Origin of the sequence: Anabaena sp. CA = ATCC 33047, assembly GCF_963870205.1 — a bacterium.
Classification (GTDB): Bacteria; Cyanobacteriota; Cyanobacteriia; order Cyanobacteriales; family Nostocaceae; genus Trichormus.
On the sequence record NZ_CAWMSA010000040.1, the window covers coordinates 108,947 to 130,719 of the forward strand.

General features: G+C 42.5%; 17 protein-coding genes. 8 read left to right on the top strand and 9 right to left on the bottom strand.

The genetic code is table 11. The features are described 5' to 3' along the window. The 7 genes from AACS98_RS10000 to AACS98_RS10030 all read right to left on the bottom strand — a co-directional run. Nucleotides 1–579 (bottom strand): CBS domain-containing protein (locus tag AACS98_RS10000; RefSeq protein WP_066379015.1); only part of this gene is annotated, 579 nt, incomplete at its 3' end. Nucleotides 580–711: 132 nt separating this feature from the next. After that, complete coding sequence (locus AACS98_RS10005; protein ID WP_066379018.1) at nucleotides 712–1,257, bottom strand: oxidoreductase; 546 nt, start codon at nucleotides 1,255–1,257, stop codon at nucleotides 712–714. A gap of 100 nt (nucleotides 1,258–1,357) precedes the next feature. Then, nucleotides 1,358–1,954 (bottom strand): DUF3122 domain-containing protein, encoded by a 597-nt coding sequence (locus tag AACS98_RS10010; protein ID WP_066379021.1) that lies wholly within the window; start codon nucleotides 1,952–1,954, stop codon nucleotides 1,358–1,360. Between the two features lie 121 nt (nucleotides 1,955–2,075). After that, nucleotides 2,076–2,792 (bottom strand): bidirectional hydrogenase complex protein HoxU, encoded by a 717-nt coding sequence (hoxU, locus tag AACS98_RS10015; RefSeq protein WP_066379023.1) that lies wholly within the window; start codon nucleotides 2,790–2,792, stop codon nucleotides 2,076–2,078. 129 nt (nucleotides 2,793–2,921) lie between these two features. Further along, nucleotides 2,922–4,541 (bottom strand): NuoF family protein, encoded by a 1,620-nt coding sequence (locus tag AACS98_RS10020; RefSeq protein ID WP_066379030.1) that lies wholly within the window; start codon nucleotides 4,539–4,541, stop codon nucleotides 2,922–2,924. Nucleotides 4,542–4,792: 251 nt separating this feature from the next. Then, on the bottom strand, nucleotides 4,793–5,314 hold the full coding sequence (hoxE, locus tag AACS98_RS10025) for a bidirectional hydrogenase complex protein HoxE (protein ID WP_066379034.1): 522 nt from the start codon (nucleotides 5,312–5,314) through the stop codon (nucleotides 4,793–4,795). A 316-nt stretch (nucleotides 5,315–5,630) separates the two neighbouring features. After that, nucleotides 5,631–6,161, bottom strand: coding sequence for a universal stress protein (locus tag AACS98_RS10030; protein ID WP_066379035.1), 531 nt, complete (start codon nucleotides 6,159–6,161; stop codon nucleotides 5,631–5,633). Between the two features lie 711 nt (nucleotides 6,162–6,872). Between AACS98_RS10030 and AACS98_RS10035 the strand changes: the two genes are divergently transcribed. The 3 genes from AACS98_RS10035 to AACS98_RS10045 all read left to right on the top strand — a co-directional run bounded on the left by AACS98_RS10035 (nucleotide 6,873) and on the right by AACS98_RS10045 (nucleotide 12,899). After that, entirely contained in the window at nucleotides 6,873–12,185 is a 5,313-nt protein-coding gene (locus AACS98_RS10035; RefSeq protein ID WP_066379038.1) for a response regulator, read from the top strand. Further along, on the top strand, nucleotides 12,157–12,549 hold the full coding sequence (locus tag AACS98_RS10040; RefSeq protein WP_066379040.1) for a response regulator: 393 nt from the start codon (nucleotides 12,157–12,159) through the stop codon (nucleotides 12,547–12,549). Before AACS98_RS10035 ends, AACS98_RS10040 begins: the two co-directional genes overlap by 29 nt. A gap of 77 nt (nucleotides 12,550–12,626) precedes the next feature. Beyond that, nucleotides 12,627–12,899, top strand: coding sequence for a DUF5132 domain-containing protein (locus tag AACS98_RS10045; protein ID WP_066379043.1), 273 nt, complete (start codon nucleotides 12,627–12,629; stop codon nucleotides 12,897–12,899). Between the two features lie 78 nt (nucleotides 12,900–12,977). Here the strand turns inward: AACS98_RS10045 and ftsH are convergent, their stop codons facing one another. Together ftsH and AACS98_RS10055 are read right to left on the bottom strand one after the other, a co-directional pair. Further along, complete coding sequence (gene ftsH / locus AACS98_RS10050) at nucleotides 12,978–14,957, bottom strand: ATP-dependent zinc metalloprotease FtsH (RefSeq protein ID WP_232317140.1); 1,980 nt, start codon at nucleotides 14,955–14,957, stop codon at nucleotides 12,978–12,980. A 110-nt stretch (nucleotides 14,958–15,067) separates the two neighbouring features. Further along, entirely contained in the window at nucleotides 15,068–15,787 is a 720-nt protein-coding gene (locus tag AACS98_RS10055; RefSeq protein ID WP_066379044.1) for a dienelactone hydrolase family protein, read from the bottom strand. Nucleotides 15,788–16,191: 404 nt separating this feature from the next. Between AACS98_RS10055 and AACS98_RS10060 the strand changes: the two genes are divergently transcribed. From AACS98_RS10060 to AACS98_RS10080, 5 genes are all read left to right on the top strand, one after another. Further along, complete coding sequence (locus tag AACS98_RS10060; RefSeq protein WP_066379049.1) at nucleotides 16,192–16,698, top strand: universal stress protein; 507 nt, start codon at nucleotides 16,192–16,194, stop codon at nucleotides 16,696–16,698. Nucleotides 16,699–16,775: 77 nt separating this feature from the next. Next, entirely contained in the window at nucleotides 16,776–18,527 is a 1,752-nt protein-coding gene (locus AACS98_RS10065) for a peptidoglycan-binding protein (RefSeq protein WP_066379052.1), read from the top strand. Between the two features lie 783 nt (nucleotides 18,528–19,310). After that, entirely contained in the window at nucleotides 19,311–20,525 is a 1,215-nt protein-coding gene (locus AACS98_RS10070) for a response regulator (RefSeq protein WP_066379595.1), read from the top strand. 327 nt (nucleotides 20,526–20,852) lie between these two features. Next, entirely contained in the window at nucleotides 20,853–21,215 is a 363-nt protein-coding gene (locus AACS98_RS10075) for a response regulator transcription factor (protein WP_066379054.1), read from the top strand. A 47-nt stretch (nucleotides 21,216–21,262) separates the two neighbouring features. Beyond that, on the top strand, nucleotides 21,263–21,736 hold the full coding sequence (locus AACS98_RS10080) for a chemotaxis protein CheW (RefSeq protein ID WP_066379057.1): 474 nt from the start codon (nucleotides 21,263–21,265) through the stop codon (nucleotides 21,734–21,736). Nucleotides 21,737–21,773 lie beyond the last annotated feature (37 nt).

Here is a 21,773-nt window from a genome sequence, read left to right on the forward strand (position 1 = left end):
GTATTCGTCGCAATACTCATCAAAGGCGGTTTTGCTAATTTTCTCTGCTTTTTGGTGGGCGAGTTCTGATTGGATTTCTTCGATAACATCCCAAGCGGCGGCGCATTCTTCGGAACGCACACCTTTTTGAGCGCAGACAGCACGGGCTTTTTTAATTTCGTCTTGTAGTTGTTGCTCTAGCACAACTGTTCGGGGTAGTTCCAAAAATTTACTTTGAGCCAGGATGTCTGTCAGAGAAATTATCCCTAACAACTCCCCTTGAATCACAGGAGCGCGGTGTAAATTATAGTCAGCAAATAATCGGGCTACGTATTCTAAACCCAGGTCAGGATTGACGGCTATGCAAGGCTTAGTCATGACTTCGTAGACTCGGACTTTACCAGGGTCTTTCCCATAGGCGATAACTTTATACACAATATCGCTTTCGCTAATAATGCCATAAGCGTCTTGTTCGTGGCGACGATCTACAATTAATGCTCGCCAGTCTCTAGCACGCATTAAATTCACCGCTTCGGCTACAGTGGCGGAACTGCGAATCGTTGCCACATCTTTTGTCATCACATCTGCTGCTTTTAACATAATTACCCCGACAGGAGAATTCAAAATTTACGGGAGTGGGGAGTGGGGGAGATGAGGGAGATGAGGGAGATTTATTCAAAAATTCCAGAATTTTTGAATTTTGAATTTTGAATTTTGAATTTATATCCCCCATTACCCAAACTTAATCAACTCACGCCCTTCTAGGTGTGGTTTTTCTCCTTTTAATAATGGTTCTAATGCGGCGCGAATGCGTGTAGCTGAGGGTGGACAACCGGGTAAATAAATGTCAACTGGTACGATAGCGTGTACAGGTGTCACTTGATCTATTAACGGGGGGACGATACCCGGTTCTTGGGGAATCTGAGCATAAAGATCAGCTGTTTGGATGTAAGAACGTTGTAGAACTGGTTCAGCACTACCGACGGGATTACGTAAGGCGGTAACATTACCAGTTACAGCACAGTCACCAAAAGAAATTAATATTTGAGAACGCTCTCGGACAGTCTGGATTGTTTCCAAGTGTTCTTCATTAGCGATCGCACCTTCTACCAATACCACGTCTACATCCTCTGGATATTTTTTAATATCCGCAAAGGGACTAAATACGACATCTGCCAGAGAGGCTAAATCAATCAGCCATTCGTCTAAATCCAAAAAAGACATGTGACAGCCAGAGCAGCCACCTAACCATACTGTTGCTAATTTCAATCGAGACATAAGAATTTTGTAATTTATAATGTGGGCATTGGTCATTAGTTATTAGTCATTAGTCATTAGTCATTAGTCATTAGCTTTTCCCCTCCGCTTCCCTGCTTCCTCAACCCTCTCCACTCCCTACTCGTTGCCATTCTTGGACGACGCGCAAGGGGACGGAGATGTTAATGGAGCGATCGCCCGGTTGAGGTATGCTTAAGACTAGAGGTTCTGTTGGTAATTTTGGCAAAATATCTTGAAAGTCATACTGACCGATGGTGGGTGCTGGTGCTTCATCTAAGAAAACATCAGCCGCAGACAAGACTTTACCTGTAGCAGTGGTAATTTTTAATGGTTGGGGATGAATGAGTTCGGCGGAACCAGGAAACCCCACCAGCCGCAGGTTTAAAGTTTCGCCTTCACCGGGATAAACTTGTTTAAACAGTATCACCTGCCAAACCTTGCCTGATTGATCATCTAATCGTGTTTGTGAGCGATAAAGAAGTTCTGCTGTTGCTGTTTGTTGTTGCTCAACAGCCGCAATTACCGTTTCTGTAGACAAGCTTCCTAAACCCAGGAACATAAAAAACGTCAATATCCCCAACAACAGTAGCCACCAAAATACACTTTTGATAGAAGTTGGTGACAGACACACAGAAAACCTGGGTAAATTTTTCCGGTTCCTTGTGTACTGGTTCGCTTTGCGTCTGATTTTCATCATCAGATTTACCTCCTAGTGTGCGTAAGAATGGGATGAGGGAGTGGAGGAGCGGAGGAGAAAAACTAATGACCAATGACTAATAACTAATAACTAATGACTAATGACTAATGACTAATCCCCACTATAGATTCCATTGCTGTTTTTCCCGTGCGGTAACTAAGAAATCGAGTTTGGCGCGATCGTGTTTCATTTCGCCGACGCTGGAACCTTGGTAAAATAGCGCACCTGTAGGACAAGCACTTACGCATTTACCGCAGGATGTACAAGTTTGGGAAGTTCCCCAAGGTTGGCTCAAGTCAGTGATAACATGGGAATTTGTTCCCCGTCCTGCCATATCCCAGGTATGTGCGCCTTCTATTTCATCACAAACACGGACGCAACGAGTACAAAGTACACAACGGTTATGGTCTAAGCCGTAACGCTCATGAGATAAATCAACTTTGCGGTCGGGGAAATGGTAGGCTAAACGTACATGATCCATCCCCATTTCAATGGCTAGGTCTTGCAGTTCACAGTTACCGTTAGCTACACACACCGAGCAGATGTGATTTCCCTCTGCAAACAGCATTTCGATAATTGTACGCCGATAACTTTGCAGGCGATCGCTCTTAGTCTTCACCTCCATACTCTCTGTAACTTTCGTCACACAAGCCGGAAGTAATCTATTCATCCCCGCGATTTCTACCAAACACAGACGACACGCACCCACATCTCCCACACCTTCTAAATGACACAGCGTAGGAATATGAATACCTGCTTCTTGTGCCGCCTGTAGTACGGTGTCTTCCTCGCGCGCACTCACCATCTGACCATCAATTGTTAGTGTTTTTACGGTCATAATAAATATCCATTAAAACTTGGGCATTGGGGACTGGGGACTGGAAGGGACTGTTGACTGTTGACTGGGAAAATATCCTCTCTCTCATCCCCCTCATCTCCCTCATCCCGCTCATCTCCCTCATCTCCCCTACTCCCGAACCAAAGCCAAATATTCATCACGGAAGTAGCGCAAGGTACTAAAGACAGGATTGGGTGCAGACTGGCCTAAACCGCATAAGCTGGTGTGCTTCACCATGTCGCACAGTTCTTCTAGGAGTTGTAAATCAGCCTGTGATGCTTTACCTTCGCTAATCTTGGTTAATAATCCATGTAACTGCACAGTTCCGACTCGGCAAGGAATACACTTACCACAGGATTCATCCATGCAAAATTCCATAAAGAAGCGGGCGACATCTACCATGTTAGTAGTTTGATCCATGACGATCATCCCACCGGAACCCATCATCGAACCCAGACTGGTTAAGGATTCATAATCTACAGGAGTATCAAACGCGGAGGCGGGAATACATCCCCCAGAAGGGCCTCCTGTTTGTACTGCTTTGGCAATACCACCATCGGGAATACCGCCACCCATTTCTTCTACTATTTGCCTTAAGGATGTCCCCATTGGCACTTCGATTAAACCTGTGTTGCGGATTTTGCCAGCTAGAGCAAATACTTTTGTGCCTTTGCTTTTGCCAGTGCCGACACTAGCAAACCACTCCGCACCTTTACGGATAATCGGCGCAATATTGGCAAAAGTTTCTACATTGTTAATTAAGGTCGGATGTCCCCATAAACCAGATTCCGCCGGATAGGGGGGACGAGGGCTAGGAAGACCACGTTTACCTTCGATAGAAGCCATTAACGCTGTTTCTTCACCGCAAACATAAGCCCCTGCACCGATGCGGATATCAATTTTAAAATCAAAGGGAGAGTCAAAGATTTGACTGCCTAAAAGACCGAGGCGTTGGGCTTGATGTATGGCAGTTTGTAAGCGTTTGATGGCAATGGGATATTCTGCCCGGACATAAATATAACCTTGACTTGCACCCACCGCATAGGCAGCGATCGCCATTCCTTCTAATACCCGGTGGGGATCACTCTCCAACACACTCCGATCCATGAATGCACCAGGATCTCCCTCATCGGCATTACAGATGACAAATTTGCGCTGTCCTTTCGCCTTAGCAACTGTCGCCCATTTCAAACCTGTGGGATAACCAGCACCACCCCGTCCCCGCAAACCACTGCGGCTAACTGTATCGACAACTTCCGCCGATGTCATCTCCCGCAGGACATGATAAAGAGCCTGATAACCCCCAGTAGCAATATAAGACTGAATCCTTTCTGGGTCAACTTTGCCACTGTTTTCTAACACTATCGGCTTCTGATATGTAAAAAAGGGCTGCTCTAGCTTCACCACCGACAGATGAGACTCTTTTCCTTTCAGCGTCCCAATAATTGATGTTGCATCTTCAGGAGTCACTTTTTCATACAGAGTTTCTTGAGTCTCGCCTTTCGACTCTCCACTCCCCACTTTCTCAACTTCCACTAAAGGCCCCTGACAGCACAAGCGCATACAACCCACGCCTGAAACTTGTACTTCCTTCTCCAAACCTTCTGCTTTTACAGCTGCTTCTAGTTGTTGTTTCACCGCTTGAGAGTTAGAAGAAAGACAACCAGCCGCCGTACAGCAACGTATTTGTACTGGTTTGGCTTGAGAACGTTCTTGTCGAGATATTTCTAATAATTCAGTTAGTTCCATGTTTTATACCAACTCTTCAAAAGCGGTCACGTCGCTGCGCTCCGAATTCTTGCATAGCCTACGGCATCGCGTAGCGTCCCGTAGGGAAGGCTTACGCCTACAAAATTCTTGCATTCAATACCCCCACGGATAAATCCGGGGGCTTGAATTAATGTTGTTTCACTTTTTTTCTTCTCCATAAATCAATTTAGGCGGCTCAGATCCTTGTTTTCTTCGGTCAACAGATGTCAACCTGAGAACCCTTATCATGTCTACTGTTCCGAATTTTGAATTGCTGTTAACCATCCTTGTATATGTTGCTCTACTGTTTCCGGGGTTTGATTACCTAAAACCGCACCATCAAACACCACCGCCGGCGCAATGCCACAAGCACCTAAACAGCGTGCCGTGAGTAGTGATAATTCACCATCAGCAGTAGTTTCACCAGGGTGAATGCAGGTAGATTTTTCCAAATTTGTTAAGATGGCTTGCGCGCCTTTGACATAACAAGCTGTACCTGTACATACCACACAAGTATGCTTACCCTGTGGTGCTAAAGAAAATAAATGATAAAAAGTTGCTACCCCATAAACCCTACTAGGTGGTAGTTTCAAGCTATGGGCGATATACAGTAATAAATCCGTTTCCAAGTAGCCAAAGATTTCTTGAGCTTTATGCAGAATTTCAATCAGGGCATCTTGTTGATATTGATGACGCTTGATAGTTGCATCTAGCATCTTCAATCGTTTATCCCCACTAGGATGAGTTTGGTTTGGTTTGGTTGTAGTTGTCATCAGAACCTCCCAGGAGACTCCCGCTTATCCTGACAAGGAAAGCGGTGAGAGGAATGGGAGGTGAATTGTAAAACGTCCCATGAACACATTTTTGTGTTAACAAAAACAGTGATTGGGACAGTTGAACAATTCACAAATTCTCTACATGGCATAAGCATAACCATCTTTTTTGTGAATAGTTTTACAGTATTTATTGCTTTTTAGTTAGGGAATGAGGACTGGGGATTGGGAACTGGGGATTGGGGATTGGGGATTGGGTAAAAGTTTTTCTTCCTCCGCTCCCTCCGCTCCCCTGCCCCCCTGCCCCTCCGCTCTCCTACACCCCTACACTTTCTTGCGTATCTTCTTTGACAGTGGTTTTGGCTGGATTTGCACAATGGACTATGTGAACTGAACAGGGGGCATGGTGGAGGACATAGTTACTTACACTACCTATAACTAATTCTTTAAATCCAGCTAAACCCCTATGTCCCATCACGATTAAATCCGCATTCCACGTAGTCGCGAATTTACAAATTGTGCGTCCAGGGCTGCCTAAGATTTGTTGAAATTCTGTAGATACATCTGCGGTGTTGGCTTTAGCACTGAAAGCTTGTAACATTCTCAAGCCTTCATCTTTAAAGCGATCCCACTGTTTTTGATATACCTCAAAGGTTTGACCGCTTATTCCTGGATAGTAATCATAATTTGTTACCATAGGTATATTAGGACTACCGTCTTCTTCTGCTGACAACACGTGTAACAAGAATAAGCTGGCTTGTGTGGCTTTTGCTAAGGTTAATGCTTGCTCAAAAACCTGTTGTCCTGTTTCCGAGCGATCCAATGCCACTAAAATTTTTTTGAGCATATAGACCTCTGTTATTATTTATTGAGGTTTTTGGTTTAAAATTAAGTTCTTCTATAGGAATCCGATTTGATTATTGAAATTACTTGTTTAGTTAGGGAACAGGGAACAGGGAACAGGGAAAGAGGGAGCAGGGAACAGGAAAAGAGGGAACAGGGGTGTACTGAGTTGTTTTCAGAAATCAAATATGATTCCTATAGTAGTTAGTTTTAGTGAACTGCTGAAAGGCTAGAGGTTAGATATGAGAGTCTATGAGCTAGGATTTTTTACTGAAAATCAGCATCAGCTATAGTCTGAATATACTAACAGCACTCAGCAAAGACTCATTTGCCTCACACTATTGCTTATAAGACAAAAATTTGAGGAACTTGTGAGGAAAATAGCCACTCTTATTTCATCTATAAAAGATGATTGATGTTGATTTTTTGGAAAATATCTACACAGTTTGTGAATATTGCTCGTAAACAGGTAACAAAAATCTTTTAATATTAAGATGTATTGATTTTATTTGTGGATAACGCCAAAACCCTGCTAGTTAGATATTGATATCTTAAGTGTGAATCTATTTCTAAAGTTTGATAAATATTGATATTTGTTAATTAAAATTAATATTCAAGAGTTCCATCATCTAATATAAGTTTAAGTACCAAATATTACTAATTTAGAGTTATCAGTTAGACCATTTGTTGATGATTGTTTAAATCTTAATTTAATATGAAAATTTTAATAGTAGAGGATGACGAATTAAACGCTTATGCGCTAACAGCCGTTCTCACTAACCAAAACTATGTGGTGGAAGTAGCGGCTGATGGTGATGCAGCTTGGGATTTAGTCCAAACCTATGACTATGATTTAATTCTTTTAGATGTGATGCTGCCAAAGCGGGATGGAATTAGCCTGTGTCGGCAAATTAGGTCAAATGGTAAACAAATGCCTATCCTGTTATTAACAGGTTGCGATAGTAGTCACGAGAAAGCAATAGGTTTAGATGCGGGTGCAGATGACTATGTAGTGAAACCCTTTGATGAGGAGGAATTGGTGGCGCGTGTGCGTGCGCTGTTGCGGCGAGGCGCGACAAATTCCCAACCAATTTTAGAATGTGGCGACTTGCGGCTTGACCCTAGCAGTTGTGAAGTGACTTATGGACAAGAGTTACTCTCTTTAACTCCAAAAGAATATGCGCTATTGGAGTTATTTTTACGCAATCGTCGCCGGGTGTTTAGCTGTTCGATGATTTTAGAGCATCTTTGGTCTTATGAAGATACTCCCGGAGAGGATGCAGTTCGCACCCATATTAAAGGATTGCGAATGAAGTTGAGAAATGTGGGAGTGCCTAGTGATTTAATTGAAACTGTTTATGGGATTGGCTATCGACTCAAGCCACAGGAGGAAAGTAAGGGAACAGGGGAGCAGGGAAATAAGGGAGCAGGAGAGAAGAAAAAATCTCCCACATCTCATAGTAAATCTCAAACAGAAACAACACTCACGGCAATAGCGGGAGTTTGGCAGAAATTTTATGGACGGGTGGATCAGCAAGTTAAAGTTATCGAACAAGCTGCATTAGCAATTACCCAAGAAGCTCCTGATTTAGAATTATATTCGCAAGCTAGACAAGAAGCCCATACTTTAGCCGGTTCTTTGGGGACGTTTGGTTTACCGGAAGGCTCAAAACTAGCACGCCAAATTGAGCAGCTATTGAAATCTGGTACAAGTTGGACACCAAGAGAAATTAGCAAGTTGCAAAATTGGGTGCAAGCATTACGTCAAGAAGTTGCAGCGCCAAAACCCGCAGCATCTTCACCGTCTGTGACTAATTCCCTTCCCTTGGTATTGGTAGTTGATAGGGATGCTACTTTAGCTGAACAGTTAACACAAGCATCTGCTGACTGTGAATTTCAAGTGACTACTAGCACCAGTCTGAAGCAAGCCAGAAAGATACTCTACCAAGAGCATCCAAGTGTAGTGCTGCTTGATCCTCAAGTTGCGCCTCATCAAGAAGATAGTTTGAGTTTCTTAGCAGAACTAGCCCAATGTAAACCGTCTATACCCGTTATAGTGTTTACAGAACAGACAGGTTTTCAACATCGCCTACAACTAGCGCGTCATGGGGAACACACCTTTTTACAGAAACCCCAAGGGATATCTGAGGTATTGGGGGCGATCGCTCACATTTTACAACAAGTTCCCCACGCCGAAGCCAAAGTCTTAGCTGTAGACGACGACCCCAAAATTCTCGCCCTATTGCAAACTCTCCTATGTCCTTGGGGTTTGAAAGTCATTACTTTAGATGATCCCCGGCGGTTTTGGGAAACATTAAAAGCCGAAACACCAGACTTATTAATTCTGGATGTAGAAATGCCCCATACAAATGGTATTGAATTATGCCAAGTAGTGCGTAATGATGCTGAGTGGGGTGAGATACCTATATTATTCCTCACAGTTCACAGCGATGCCGAAATAGTTAACCAAGTCTATAGCGTCGGTGCTGACGACTTCGTGAGTAAACCCATCATCGGCCCGGAATTGGTGACGCGAATTATTAATCGTTTAGAACGAGTGAAATTATTAAGGCGAGTCAGTCAAAGGCATGGAGCAGGGGAGCAGGGGAGCAGAGGAGCAGGGAAGCAAGGGAGCAGAGGGGAAAAATCCCATACCCAATCCCCAATCCCCAGTCCCCAGTCCCCAGTCCCCAGTCCCTTTTTCACCAACGGACGCGCAATTTTTGATACACAACCAGAGTGTGTGACAATTGTGGCGGCTGATGGTACTTTATTAGAAATTAATCCCGCAGGTGTGGCGATACTAGAAGCGGATAACGCCGCCGCATTGGTGGGTAAATCTATATATAATCTGATTGCGCCGGAGTACCAGCCAGCTTTTCGCCAATTGCATCAAAGTGTGTGTCAAGGACAACAAGCTAGTCTGGAATTTGAGTTGATTACTTGTGAAAATCATCGCCGGTGGATGGAAACTCAGGCTGTACCTTTGCATAACGCCGCCGATGGTAGCTTAGTCCAACTAGCAATTACACGGGATATTACTCATTACAAACAAGTAAAAGCAGAAATACAGCGAGTTTATCGCACATTGCAAACCTTGAGTAATTGTAATCAAGTGCTAGTTCGGGCTGAAGACGAGGATGATTTACTACATCAGGTGTGCGACATTATTGTTCACGTTGGGGGTTATCGTTTGGCCTGGGTAGCCTATGCTGAAGATGATACCATGAAAAGTATCCGCCCGGTGGCGCAAGCAGGTTATGAAGAGGGATATTTGCGATCGCTCAATCTCACTTGGGCTGACACAATTCATGGTCAAGGGCCGACAGGAACCGCTATCCGTACCGGAAAAACTACAATTATTCAGAACATTTTGACTGATAGCCGCTATGAGATTTGGCGGTGTCAAGCCATCAGTCGGGGTTATGCTGCTGCAATTGCTCTACCAATGCTGGCTAATGGTCAAGCCTTTGGAGCTTTAAATATTTATGCCGATGAAGCCGATGCTTTTGATGTCAATGAGGTGAAACTGTTAGAAGAGTTAACGGCAGACTTAGCCTATGGGATTTTAGCATTACGCAATCAGCGCGATCGCCAATTAGCAGAAGCCGCCCTCCAAGAAAGTGAAGAAAGTTTAACCCTGGCTCTCGAAGCCGTTAACCTGGGTATTTGGGATTGGAATCTTACCACCAACCACATCACCTGTTCTGATAGTCATGCGCGGTTATTTGGGTTGGAGCCTGGTAAGTTTAATGGTGCTTATGAAATCTTTAAAGCCTGTATTTCTCCAGAAGATTGGCCGGGCTTAGAGCGAGCATTCCAGACAGCCCAACAGCAAAAAACGGATTTTAATCATGAATTTCGCGTAGTTTGGCCTGATGGCAGTATTCACTGGCTGGAGGGTACTGGCAAACTCTACTATAATGAGCAGGGCGCAGCTGTACGCATCCTGGGTACAACCAGAGATATCAGCAATCGTAAACAAATTGAAGCCGCCCTACAAACCGCGAAGAACGAACTAGAGTTAAGAGTAGCAGAACGGACTGTTGAATTAGTCAACGTCAATCAACAGTTGCATTCTGAACTAGAAGAACGTCAGCGAGTAGAAGCAGCATTACGGATTTCTCAAGTCCGACTCGCCCGGATTTTAGATATTGCCGATGATGCCATCATTTCTATTGATGGTAATCAAAAAATTACTATATTTAACCAAGGAGCCGAGAAAATCTTTGGCTACTCGGCTCAAGAAATTATCGGACAACGGCTGGATGTTCTCTTACCCCAGCGTTTTGTCGAGGCTCACCGTCAGCACGTTACCGGCTTTAGACAAGCTCCCAGCTTGGCGCGACGCATGGGAGAACGGCGAGAAATCTATGGTTGTCGCCAGGATGGAACGGAATTCCCCGCCGAGGCTTCTATCTCGAAACTGCATATAGATAACGAATTAATTTATACAGTTATTTTGCGTGATGTTACAGAACGCAAACAAATTGAGCGCATGAAAGATGAGTTTGTGTCTGTAGTTAGTCATGAACTCCGCACCCCTCTAACCTCCATTCATGGCTCCTTGGGAATGCTCACCAGTGGTTTATTACCAGCCGACTCAGAGCAAGGTAAACGCCTGTTGCAAATTGCTACTGATAGTACAGAGCGTTTAGTCCGCCTGATTAATGACATCCTAGACATTGAACGCATCGAGTCAGGTAAGGTAAAAATGGAAAGAGAAACCTGCAACCTGACCGAGTTGATTGAATCAGCCGTCAGTATTATGCAACCCTTGGCGAATAAAGCAGGTGTAAAACTCTCGATTTCTAGCCCATCGGTACAACTATGGGTAGATCCAGACCGCATTGTGCAAACCTTGACAAATTTGCTGAGTAATGCTATTAAGTTCTCTGCACGGGATAAAACTGTTTGGTTAGTGGCTCAACCATACGGCGATGAAGTATTACTGACAGTCAAAGACACCGGGCGTGGGATTCCGTCTGATAAACTCGATACTATCTTTGAACGGTTTCAACAGGTAGATTCTTCAGATTCCCGTAATCATGATGGTACGGGTTTAGGTTTGGCGATTTGTCAGAGTATTGTACAACAACATGGCGGGCGGATTTGGGTAGAAAGTATTGTAGGTGAAGGTAGCACCTTTTACTTTACGCTGCCGATTTTACCAGTTTCCCCCAGTGTAGAGTTAGTAGATTCTTTGCCTTCCCACTCCCCACTTTCCACAACCCACTCCCCACTCGTCTTAGTTTGTGACGATGATCCGGTGATTCGCCTGGAAATACAAACACTGTTAGAAACAGGGGGATATCGAGTCATGACTGTAGCTAGTGGTGAAGATGCGATCGCCTTAGCATCTGAGGAACATCCTGACGTGATTTTACTAGATTTGCTCATGCCAGGGATGAATGGTTGGGAAACAATGGCACTATTGAAAGAACGAAGCGAAACTAAAGACATTCCGATTGTAATTTGCAGTGTCTACAAGCAAACCAGCACTAGCCAAAACAGTGCAGATTTTGTGGATTGGGTGAGTAAACCAGTCCAAGAAAGCTATCTGTTAGATTCTCTCAGAGGCGTGATTACTAAATCTTCTCAGCGAGCCAGGATTTTGATTGTAGAGGATGATCCTGATTTAGCAGAACTACTCACTACCCTGTTTGAACGCCATGATATTGAAACCTTCCAAGCTAGAACCGGACGAGAAGCGATTCGTCTGAGCCAGGAAGTGAAACCAGATTTGTTAATTCTGGATTTGATTTTACCAGAAAGTGATGGCTTTGCGGTAGTAGATTGGCTACAACAACACAATCACCTGTGTAACATTCCTTTGGTAGTATATTCAGCCAAAGATTTGGATGAATCAGAACGGAAAAGGCTTAAGCTAGGAAATACAGAATTTTTGACTAAAGGACGTGTTACCACCCAGGAATTTGAACAACGAGTCATAGAACTACTTCAGCGAATTACGCACAACTCACAAGAGATAAGCCGTCATGAAAACCAAGCGAATTCTAGTAGTTGATAACGAGCAGTATATTCAAGAAGTCGCCAAAATTTGCTTAGAAACAGTCGCAGGCTGGGAAGTAGTAACGGCGAGTTCTGGTAAAGAAGGGATTAACCAAGCCGCAGCTTGTCAACCAGATGTGATTCTTTTAGATGTGATGATGCCAGACATGGATGGTATCACTACCTTTGAGCAACTGCAAGCTAATCCAGATACCAAAGACATCCCCGTGATTTTATTAACCGCCAAAATCCAAGCTAGCGATCGCCGGCGTTACTCACAACTGGGCATGGTGACAGCGATCGCTAAACCATTCAATCCGTTAGAATTAGCTGGACAAGTCGCCACAGCACTCGGTTGGAATTTAGACAACAAAAATTAAAATCTGCATCGATTTCCAGCTGAAAAAACAGAGTTAAGCTAAAATTAAATCAACTAAAACAGGGGGTTAAAAACATTATGTCAGTTAAACTTTTACCCGACCTGGGCGATTTAGTAGAAGGATTAGGAATTACAGGTATTGTCGGGATAGTTCTCATCCCAGTATTGTTACCAGTCATAGGTAGTGCAGGTAGACCAATAGCTAAAGCCATTGTCAAAAAAGGCATTGCTTTCTATGAAAATAATAAACACACCATAGCAGACTTAGGAGAAACCTGGGAAGACATCATTGCCGAAGCTAGGGCGGAAGTTGGCGAAGAACGCATGAAATCAGCCGAACCTACCCCTTAAAATCTTGCTGATATCTCAAAAAATTAGTCAACATAACTCTTGCGTTCTTCTGTACGCCTCTACTTGCTCAAAAATCAATCATTTGAAATTTTGTAGCTTATTTTGCTGCGGAGGGGTAAACCTACCCACAGGGTATTTTGAATTTTGACTCGATATCATTCCTGTTTGCAACCATTGATCCATTTCTGGGGGACGTTGAACACGATAAAGACGCGATCGCAATTCTTCCCCTTCCAAAATTTCTTTCTCTAACAAAATTTCGGCTGTTTCTCGCAACAGTGCTTGATTCACCTGCAAAATTCTCAACGCCATCTGGTGCGCCCCATCCACTATTTCTGTCACTTCTATATCAATAGCTTCAGCAATTTTTTGACTCACAGCCCGGCGAGGATGGCTCAAACCTTCCAAAAATTCTTGTTGTATCTTCTCAAAAGCTACTGGCCCTAATTTATTACTCATACCATAAAGTGTCACAAAACGTTCCGCCAAATCAGTAGCTTTTTGAATATCATCACTCGCCCCAGTGGAAGCCTTACCAAAAGTTAACTCCTCTGCGGAACGTCCACCCAAAAGTGCGACAATTCGCCCCCGGATTTCATCTTCTGTCATCAAAAAGCGGTCTTCTTCGGGTAACTGGAGGGTGTAGCCCAAAGCACCCACACCACGAGGAACTACAGAGATTTTTTCGACAATTCCCGCACCGGGAAGTAAAGCCCCAATTAAGGCGTGACCAACTTCGTGATAGGCAACGGTTTTTTTCTCTGTCTCATTCAACACCCGTGATTTTTTCTCTAACCCTGTAATCAGACGCTCAATAGCCTCATTAAAATCAGCCATTGTCACCGTTTCATGATTGCATCGGGCTGCTAACAATGCCGCTTCATTAACCAAGTTAGCTAAATCTGCGCCAGCAAACCCCGGAGTTCTGGCAGCTAACCTAGATAAATCGACATTTTCCCCTAATTTCACTTGTTTAGCGTGGATTTTAAGAATTGCTTCTCGACCACTTTTATCGGGACGATCTACCATAATTTGGCGGTCAAATCGACCAGGACGACGCAAAGCAGGGTCTAAAACCTCTGGACGGTTGGTTGCAGCCAGGAGAATCACCCCAGTATTGGGATTAAATCCATCCATTTCCGATAGTAATTGATTTAAAGTTTGTTCGCGCTCATCATTACTACCAATCATCGGCCCACTACCAGCACGAGACTTACCCAAAGCATCCAACTCATCAATAAATACAATGCAAGGTGCTTGTTGCTTGGCTTGCTCAAATAAATTTCTTACCCGTGCAGCACCAATCCCCACAAATAATTCAATAAATTCTGAGCCAGAGATACTAAAAAAAGGAACACCCGCCTCACCAGCGATCGCCTTGGCTAATAAAGTTTTACCCGTACCTGGGGGGCCGATTAACAAAACACCTTTCGGGATTTTCGCCCCTAATCGCTTATACTTGGCAGCATTTTTGAGAAAATCTACAATTTCTTGCAATTCAACCTTAGCTTCCTCCACACCAGCCACATCAGCGAAAGTTACGCCTGTAGTGCCTTCGGAATAAATCCGCGCATTACTTTTACCAATATTTAAAGCAGCCGGGCCACTCATTTGACTGCGACTGAGCAAAAAGCCCCAAATACCGAGAAAAATCAATGGTGGTAAAATCCAAGCGAATAAAGTAGAAATCCAACCAGTACGACTAGGAGGTTGAGCAGAATACTCAACATTATGCTGTCGGAGAATTTGAGGTAATTGCGAATCTGTCGGCAGAGGGATAGTAGTAAACACCCGATTGCTTTTGTCCTCAGATGTCTCAGCATTAGGTGCTGGTTTTAATTCATATTCAATTTTGTCAGAACCGATAACAACACGAGCCACCTTACCAGCTTCCACCTGAGAGACAAAATCACTGTAAGGTACTTGGGGATAGCGAGGTGAGCTAAACAGAATGACATTTAAAAATATTAAAAATGCTAACCACAATATAAAACCACCCCCAAACTGTCTAGGTTCTGGTGCTTTAGTATTGCGATCGCCATTAGTTTTCATAGGCATAGTAAATTGCTCCTGTGTTGGGGACTCTTGACTGGGAAAAAAGGGGAAAGTCCTCTCCCCTTGCTCCCTGCTCCCGGCTGTGAAAGCCTCCCCTGCCCTACATCCCGGCTTCACCTCAAAGACATAGAATGTAGATGTAAATCTCGTGGAGCCAAAGAAGAGAGATAATGTTTAAACCATTGACTAGCTAAACGTCCTACTTCTTCCATCGCTCCAGATTCACCAAACTGGTGAGTTGCGCCGGGAATAACTTCTAACTGCTTGTGTTGTGTAGCAATCTGAGCGATCGCATCTTCATTCATCGCAATAATAGGTAAATCATTCTCCCCAACAATTAACAAAGTGGGAGTTTGTACACAAGAAAGTGCCGTACTTACCAAATCAGTTTGTCCACTGCGGGAAACAATCGCCCTTACCGCCATTGGACGGGTTGTAGCTGCCAATAATGCGGCACCACTACCTGTATCTGCGCCAAAGTAGCCAACATTAAGATTGTGAGTAGTAGGATTTTCCAACAACCAATCAGTGATGCCCACAATGCGAGCAGCCAGAAAAGCCATATCACAACGGAAATGTTTAGTACGTTGGTCAATAGCTTCCTCTTCCTTCGTCAGCAGGTCAACTAATAAAGTCGCCAACCTTCCTTCCTGACGCAAAACATGAGCCAAATAATGATTATAGCTACTATATCGACTGCTGCTACCGCTATGTGTAAACAGCACAATTCCCTCAGCATCAGTAGGTAAAACCAATTCTCCTGTCAGATGAATCCTGTCTAATTCCAGAATCACAATTTGCTCTTCAACATTGGATAAAGGTGTCTTATTCATGGCAATATCTCAAAAAATGAAAGTAACCGCAGCAAAAAATCCTATTTTATTCCCTCATCCCACAATTAATTTTGCAACTACCAAACCTTTGCGTTCCTCCGCGTTTCCTCCGCGTCCCTCCGCGTTAAAAAAATCTCCACCTAGAGGATGCTCCTTATTTACTGTAGCTATAAATAACTGCCCAAACCAATTAGCTGTTAGTATGAATAACGAATTGCCAAATTAAACCTTTACCGAATTATTGATAAGTCACTTAGCAATAATTTTCATCCTCAAGATAGATTGCAAATCCTAAAATGAGCATCTAAATCAGATTAAATCTATCTACATAAATGGGAGTCAGCTTTTTCTCTATATTAGCTTTGACTCATATCTACTACCGATATTAGAGGAGACTCTTAATGATGTATCAGAGAATTTTAGTAGCGATAGACCCATCAGAAATAGAAAAGTATATTTTTGAGCAAGGTATATTTGTAGCGAAAGCAACCAATGCAGAAATGATGTTGCTGCATGTGCTTTCACCATTAGAAGAACCTTATGTCAGCCCTATATTCATGCAGCCAGATGCTATATATCCAACCGTACCACCTGAACAGATGGACACATATTTGCAGCAATGGGAAAAACTGAAACAACAAAGACTAGATTGGTTGCGATCGCTCACCAACACCGCCATCAGCGCAGGTGTCAAAACCGGCTTTACCCAAAACGTCGGCGATGCTGGGCGGATCATCTGTGAAGTAGCCCGCAGTTGGCCGGCTGACTTAATTATGCTCGGTCGTCGCGGTCGTGCGGGACTGAGTGAGTTTTTCTTAGGTAGTGTGAGTAACTACGTAGTTCATCATGCACCTTGCTCAGTCATGGTCATCCAAGGAAAAATGCCTACCACAACTGAAATGCTCACATAACCGTACATCTTTGACAGATGGTAAAATGAGTTTTAAATTTTACTCCTCATTAGCCAGGTCTTGGTGATTCCTTAACTATGGACACACTTGCCTACTTGCATCTCGCCGAGAGTTACGCAGCCTCTAGCAATTCAGAACCAGCAACTGTTACTGATTCGGATTTATACATTCCGCAACCAGCTTGGATAAAAAACCACAGTGGAGCAATCATACTAGCGGTTTCTGTAGCTTTGGGTGCGGTGAATTTATCTAACCAAGCTATGGCACTCAAACGAGGTGACAGCAGTTCTCAAGTGGTGTCCCTCCAGCAAAAGTTACAAGCTGCTGGATACTTACAACACAAACCCACAGGATATTTTGGCTCAATCACAGAAACCGCCGTCAGAAATTTTCAGAAAGCCAAAGGTTTAACACCTGATGGCATTGTCGGGCCGAAAACACTGGCGGCTCTAGAGTCTAGTTCTGGGTGGGATAAAATAGCCTCATCTTCCTCCCCACCCACCACCTCGCCAGATGTCGCCCAGCAGCAACAATCACCACCAACATCACAACGATCGCTCAGACAAGGCGACAAAAATGATCAAGTCATCTCCCTACAACAACAATTGCAAGCGATCGGATACTTTAAACAACCCATCACAGGTTACTTTGACGCAGCAACACAAGCCGCAGTCATCAAATTTCAGCAAGCAAAGCGGCTGACTATTGATGGTATCGCAGGGCCGCAGACATTTTCTGCCCTCAAATCCCACTCTAGCAACTTAGCCTCTGCACCTGTTGTCACCACAAAAACTCAAGTGCAAGTCAAACCGCCAACAGCTACTACTTTCAAACGTTCCCAGGGAATGAAGCACATCAAAACCATTTCTGGGAATATTTCCCCTAAATCAGTGGTTTATTCGGGTAATGGGTTATTTTTTGCCCAAAACATGATGTACAACCACACCATCACTGTATACAACCGCAACTATGAATTAGTTAAAGAAATTTCCGATGCAGTAGATTTATCACAATACGGTTATAGCAAGGTCAAAGGGAAATATAGAGGCGCACCAGTTGAGGCGAGTTTTTCCCATAATGGCAAGTATGCTTGGGTGTCTAACTATAAAATGTATGGCCCCGGTTTTAATAACCCTGGTAGCGATAACTGTTATCCTGCTCAAAAAACCGACAAGAGTTTTTTATATCGCATTAATACAGAAACTCTCGATATTGATCAAGTAATTCAAGTGGGTTCTGTCCCCAAATATGTAGCAACCTCAGCCGATGAGCGACTGATATTAGTCAGTAATTGGTGTTCTTGGGATTTGAGCGTCGTTGATGCGGTGAAAAATCAAGAAATCAAACGCATTAAATTAGGTAAATATCCTCGCGGCATTGCCGTAGATGGAAATTCCGAAACAGCCTATGTTGCTGTCATGGGTTCTTATGATATTGCACAAGTCTCTCTCAGAGATTTTTCGGTGAAATGGCTCAAAAATATCGGTCGTTCACCAAGACATCTCAACATAGATCCCAGTGGTGAATATCTCTATGCTTCTTTAAATGGTGAAGGAAAAGTTGTCAAAATTAGTTTACCCCAAAGAAAGGTTATAGATAAAGTCTTTACAGGTAATGCTCCGCGTAGTATGGCGTTATCTGATGATGGTCAAATCCTTTATGTTGTTAACTACAAAGAACATACCGTGAGCAAAGTTCGGACTAGGGATATGAAAGTGTTACAAAAAGTAAATGTAGAAGCTAATCCCATCGGCATTACTTACGATCCAAAAACTAGAGAAGTTTGGGTAGCTTGCTATTCTGGCAACATCATGATTTTTCAAGATTAAAAAGTAGTGGCGTAGCAAATATCAAATAGTGCAGCATTTAAACTTAACTAAACGTGTAAAAACATATAGTGTCAAAACTGTCTATTTCTAAGCCGATAAATACTGCTCAGACGGATATTTGTGAATGCAGTATTTTAAACCAGTCTTGCTCATCCGGTAGTTTTAAAGAAATATCTGCTTGATATTAGATTATTTAAATGATGTTTTAATTAATTTAACGTTATTAGGTTTGATTTTCTGTTTAAATTTGCTTACACGTAATTTTTATTTAATTATAGAAAATATACTAAAATTTATAGTTGTCATTAAGAATTGTAAATATATTAACTAAGTTAGAATTTTTGGAACCATTTGCCCAAAACTCATATATATTGCGGAAGTATATGATTTTTCTTCTCAAGAAAAATCAGAATTTGTACGGATATAAATTAAATTAACAATCTCTACAATAGTTACATCAAATAAATCTATCTGTATATTGGAGTCTAGACAAAGGTGTAACATTTTTTTTTATTTAATAGAGAAAATTTAACGGTAATTTCCACTATTTGAAGAAAAAGTGTTGCATTCTGTTGGCATCAGCAGGATTAATGTCTGGCATTTACAGTTAACTGAATATTTTTACTCTTCAGTCAAGTCTGTTAGATGCCCAGTCAAAGAAAATAAACAGGCTGATATTCAACATATTTAGCCAAATAAACCGATACAGATAAATAATCCTGCTTAAAAAAATGGCTAGGTTGGGTGTTGAAAAGGCTGATGGACAAAGTAAAGGTAGAAGGTATGACCCACCCGGAACTGATGGTATCAAATAACATTTTGAATGAATTTAAAACTTGTACTCAACTACAGTACAACGGACAGTTAGTGATTAGTAGCCCAAAAGGAAACCGATGGGTTTTTTACTATCGCTTAGGCCGGATAGTGTGGGCGACTGGCGGAAAACATCCTTTTCGGCGATGGCGTAGACATATAGCTCAACATTGTCCACAGATTGATGTGGATAAAATGCAGCTACGTCAACAAGATACTGTAACTGAGTATTGGGATTATCGTCTGTTGGAAATTTTGTATAAAAGACAAAAAATTCAACGAGAACAGATTAACACCATTGTAGAGAACACTTTGTCGGAAGTTCTCTTTGACATAGCCCAACAGACAAATTTTGTGTCTGTGAGTTGCACTCGCAACCAAGAGGTGATTCTGGAAACACCCATGAGTTTCACCAGTGCAGATTTGTCAATCAAACAGATGCAGGATTCATGGCAATCGTGGGCAGAGGCTGGTTTGGCGAATGTTTTCCCTGACTTAGCACCAATAATTAGAAGACCAGAACAGCTACAGCAGCTAGTTAGTCCATCTGTTTACAAAAACTTTGTCAGTTTGATTAATGGTAAACAGACATTGCGAGACTTAGCCGCCAGAATGAAGCAGAATGTTGTAGCTATCTCTCGTTCATTGCTGCCTTATGTTCTCAAAGGTATTATCGAATTAATAGAAGTACCTGATTTACCTTTAGCTATATTAGAAACTGCCAACAAGTCTATATCTGCACAACCCAAAAAATCTCATCTGCCGTTGGTGGCTTGTGTGGATGATAGTCCTCAAGTTTGTCAAATCATGGAGGAGATTATCACTTCCCACGGACTGAGGTTTATCAAGATTCAAGATGCGGTACAAGCTTTACCAACTCTCATCCAAGAGAAACCAGACTTAATTTTCTTAGACTTGGTTATGCCTGTGGCTAGTGGTTACGAAATCTGTACTCAGTTGCGGCGTATCTCCTCTTTTGCTAATACGCCTGTGATTATCTTAACTGGCAATGACGGGCTGTTAGATAGAGTCAGGGCGAAAGTGGTCGGTTCTACAGATTTTCTGACTAAACCTGTAGCTACAGATAAAGTATTGAGTATTGTTCGTAAATACTTGCCTGTACAGGCGCAATCTCAAGCCAACAGCAACTCAGGTTTAGGAGTTGTGCGTGAACGTATAGCTTGAGGTTGGCAAAAATCAAGATTTTCATGAGTTGTGGAGATGTTTTCTTCAGCTTTAATTGTTGCGGAATTTTAAAGCTGTGACATATTTTAACAAATATGCGCCAAATCAACCATTTGTAGAGATGCGAGTCATTGTGTCTCTCAAAGTATTTTGGTGATTATTCATGAGATAGGCATTAAATCAAGAAATGTAACAGTCAGTATTTTTACTGAACTAAATTCAGCAGAAACAAATCACAATATAACAAGATAAAAGCCTGTTGGCATCTGGATGCAAGGGCTATTGATTTGATTGTCTGACCACTAATAATTTTTCTAGGTAATGTCTATGACTACTGTTTTAGTAATTGAAGATGGCTTAACTGATATGGAGATTATCAGCCGTTATTTGCAACAAGCTGGCTGTTCTGTAATTAGCGCAACCAGCAGTGAGGAAGCGAAAGTCAAAATCGATAGAACTAAGCCAGATTTAATTTTTCTCGATGTCATTCTGCCGGGTAAAAGTGGATTTGAAATCTGTCGAGAACTAAAAAGTAATCCAGATACGAGCAAAATACCTGTAGTTTTTTGTTCAACCAAAAATACTGATGTCGATAAAATGTGGGGAAATATGCTAGGAGCAGAGGCTTATCTTTCTAAACCGATAAATCAAGAAGAGTTGGCATTAACACTGAAGCAATTCTGTAAATAGGCAGTGTTGTCACTCTAGTAAAGGATAACATCAAAGGACAAATAGCTTTGGATAGTCAGCAAAAGTTTTTAAGTTTTCATTTAGGAGCCAGAGATACAGCAGTAATTTCTTTAGAGAATATCACAGAAGTTTTGCAGGTATCTTTGGGTGATGTATGTAGTATGCCTCAGATGCCTAGTTGTATATTAGGTGTTTATAACTGGCGCGATGAAATGCTGTGGTTAGTGGATTTAGAGGAGATGTTAGGGTATCCGCCTTTGCCACCAGCCACAAATCTGATGACAAAAATGATGACGATTGTATTAGAAAAAAATGGCAAGCATTTAGGGCTATTAGTTAGGCAATTGATGGATATTGAATGGCTAGATATGGAGCAAATGAAAGCACCATCTGCGGAATTATTTTCTCAATCGATATCGCCTTTTTTGCAAGGATACTTTATTAACGACGCAGAGAGAATGATGTTCAATCTCGATGCTGATGCTATTATTCATTCCCCGATGTGGGCTACACATAATTGAGATTTGGGTAATGGCTTTAAAAATTCATTACTAACAT

What these genes read in the sequence shown, in the direction of transcription:
- AACS98_RS10040 (WP_066379040.1), top strand. Translation starts at nt 12,157, where the DNA reads ATGAAAACCAAGCGAATTCTAGTAGTTGATAACGAGCAGTATATTCAA.
- AACS98_RS10075 (WP_066379054.1), top strand. Translation starts at nt 20,853, where the DNA reads ATGACTACTGTTTTAGTAATTGAAGATGGCTTAACTGATATGGAGATT.
- hoxE (WP_066379034.1), bottom strand. Translation starts at nt 5,314, where the DNA reads ATGACAACTACAACCAAACCAAACCAAACTCATCCTAGTGGGGATAAA.
- ftsH (WP_232317140.1), bottom strand. Translation starts at nt 14,957, where the DNA reads ATGCCTATGAAAACTAATGGCGATCGCAATACTAAAGCACCAGAACCT.
- AACS98_RS10020 (WP_066379030.1), bottom strand. Translation starts at nt 4,541, where the DNA reads ATGGAACTAACTGAATTATTAGAAATATCTCGACAAGAACGTTCTCAA.
- AACS98_RS10030 (WP_066379035.1), bottom strand. Translation starts at nt 6,161, where the DNA reads ATGCTCAAAAAAATTTTAGTGGCATTGGATCGCTCGGAAACAGGACAA.
- AACS98_RS10055 (WP_066379044.1), bottom strand. Translation starts at nt 15,787, where the DNA reads ATGAATAAGACACCTTTATCCAATGTTGAAGAGCAAATTGTGATTCTG.
- AACS98_RS10010 (WP_066379021.1), bottom strand. Translation starts at nt 1,954, where the DNA reads ATGATGAAAATCAGACGCAAAGCGAACCAGTACACAAGGAACCGGAAA.
- AACS98_RS10060 (WP_066379049.1), top strand. Translation starts at nt 16,192, where the DNA reads ATGTATCAGAGAATTTTAGTAGCGATAGACCCATCAGAAATAGAAAAG.
- AACS98_RS10035 (WP_066379038.1), top strand. Translation starts at nt 6,873, where the DNA reads ATGAAAATTTTAATAGTAGAGGATGACGAATTAAACGCTTATGCGCTA.
- AACS98_RS10065 (WP_066379052.1), top strand. Translation starts at nt 16,776, where the DNA reads ATGGACACACTTGCCTACTTGCATCTCGCCGAGAGTTACGCAGCCTCT.
- AACS98_RS10045 (WP_066379043.1), top strand. Translation starts at nt 12,627, where the DNA reads ATGTCAGTTAAACTTTTACCCGACCTGGGCGATTTAGTAGAAGGATTA.
- AACS98_RS10005 (WP_066379018.1), bottom strand. Translation starts at nt 1,257, where the DNA reads ATGTCTCGATTGAAATTAGCAACAGTATGGTTAGGTGGCTGCTCTGGC.
- AACS98_RS10070 (WP_066379595.1), top strand. Translation starts at nt 19,311, where the DNA reads ATGACCCACCCGGAACTGATGGTATCAAATAACATTTTGAATGAATTT.
- hoxU (WP_066379023.1), bottom strand. Translation starts at nt 2,792, where the DNA reads ATGACCGTAAAAACACTAACAATTGATGGTCAGATGGTGAGTGCGCGC.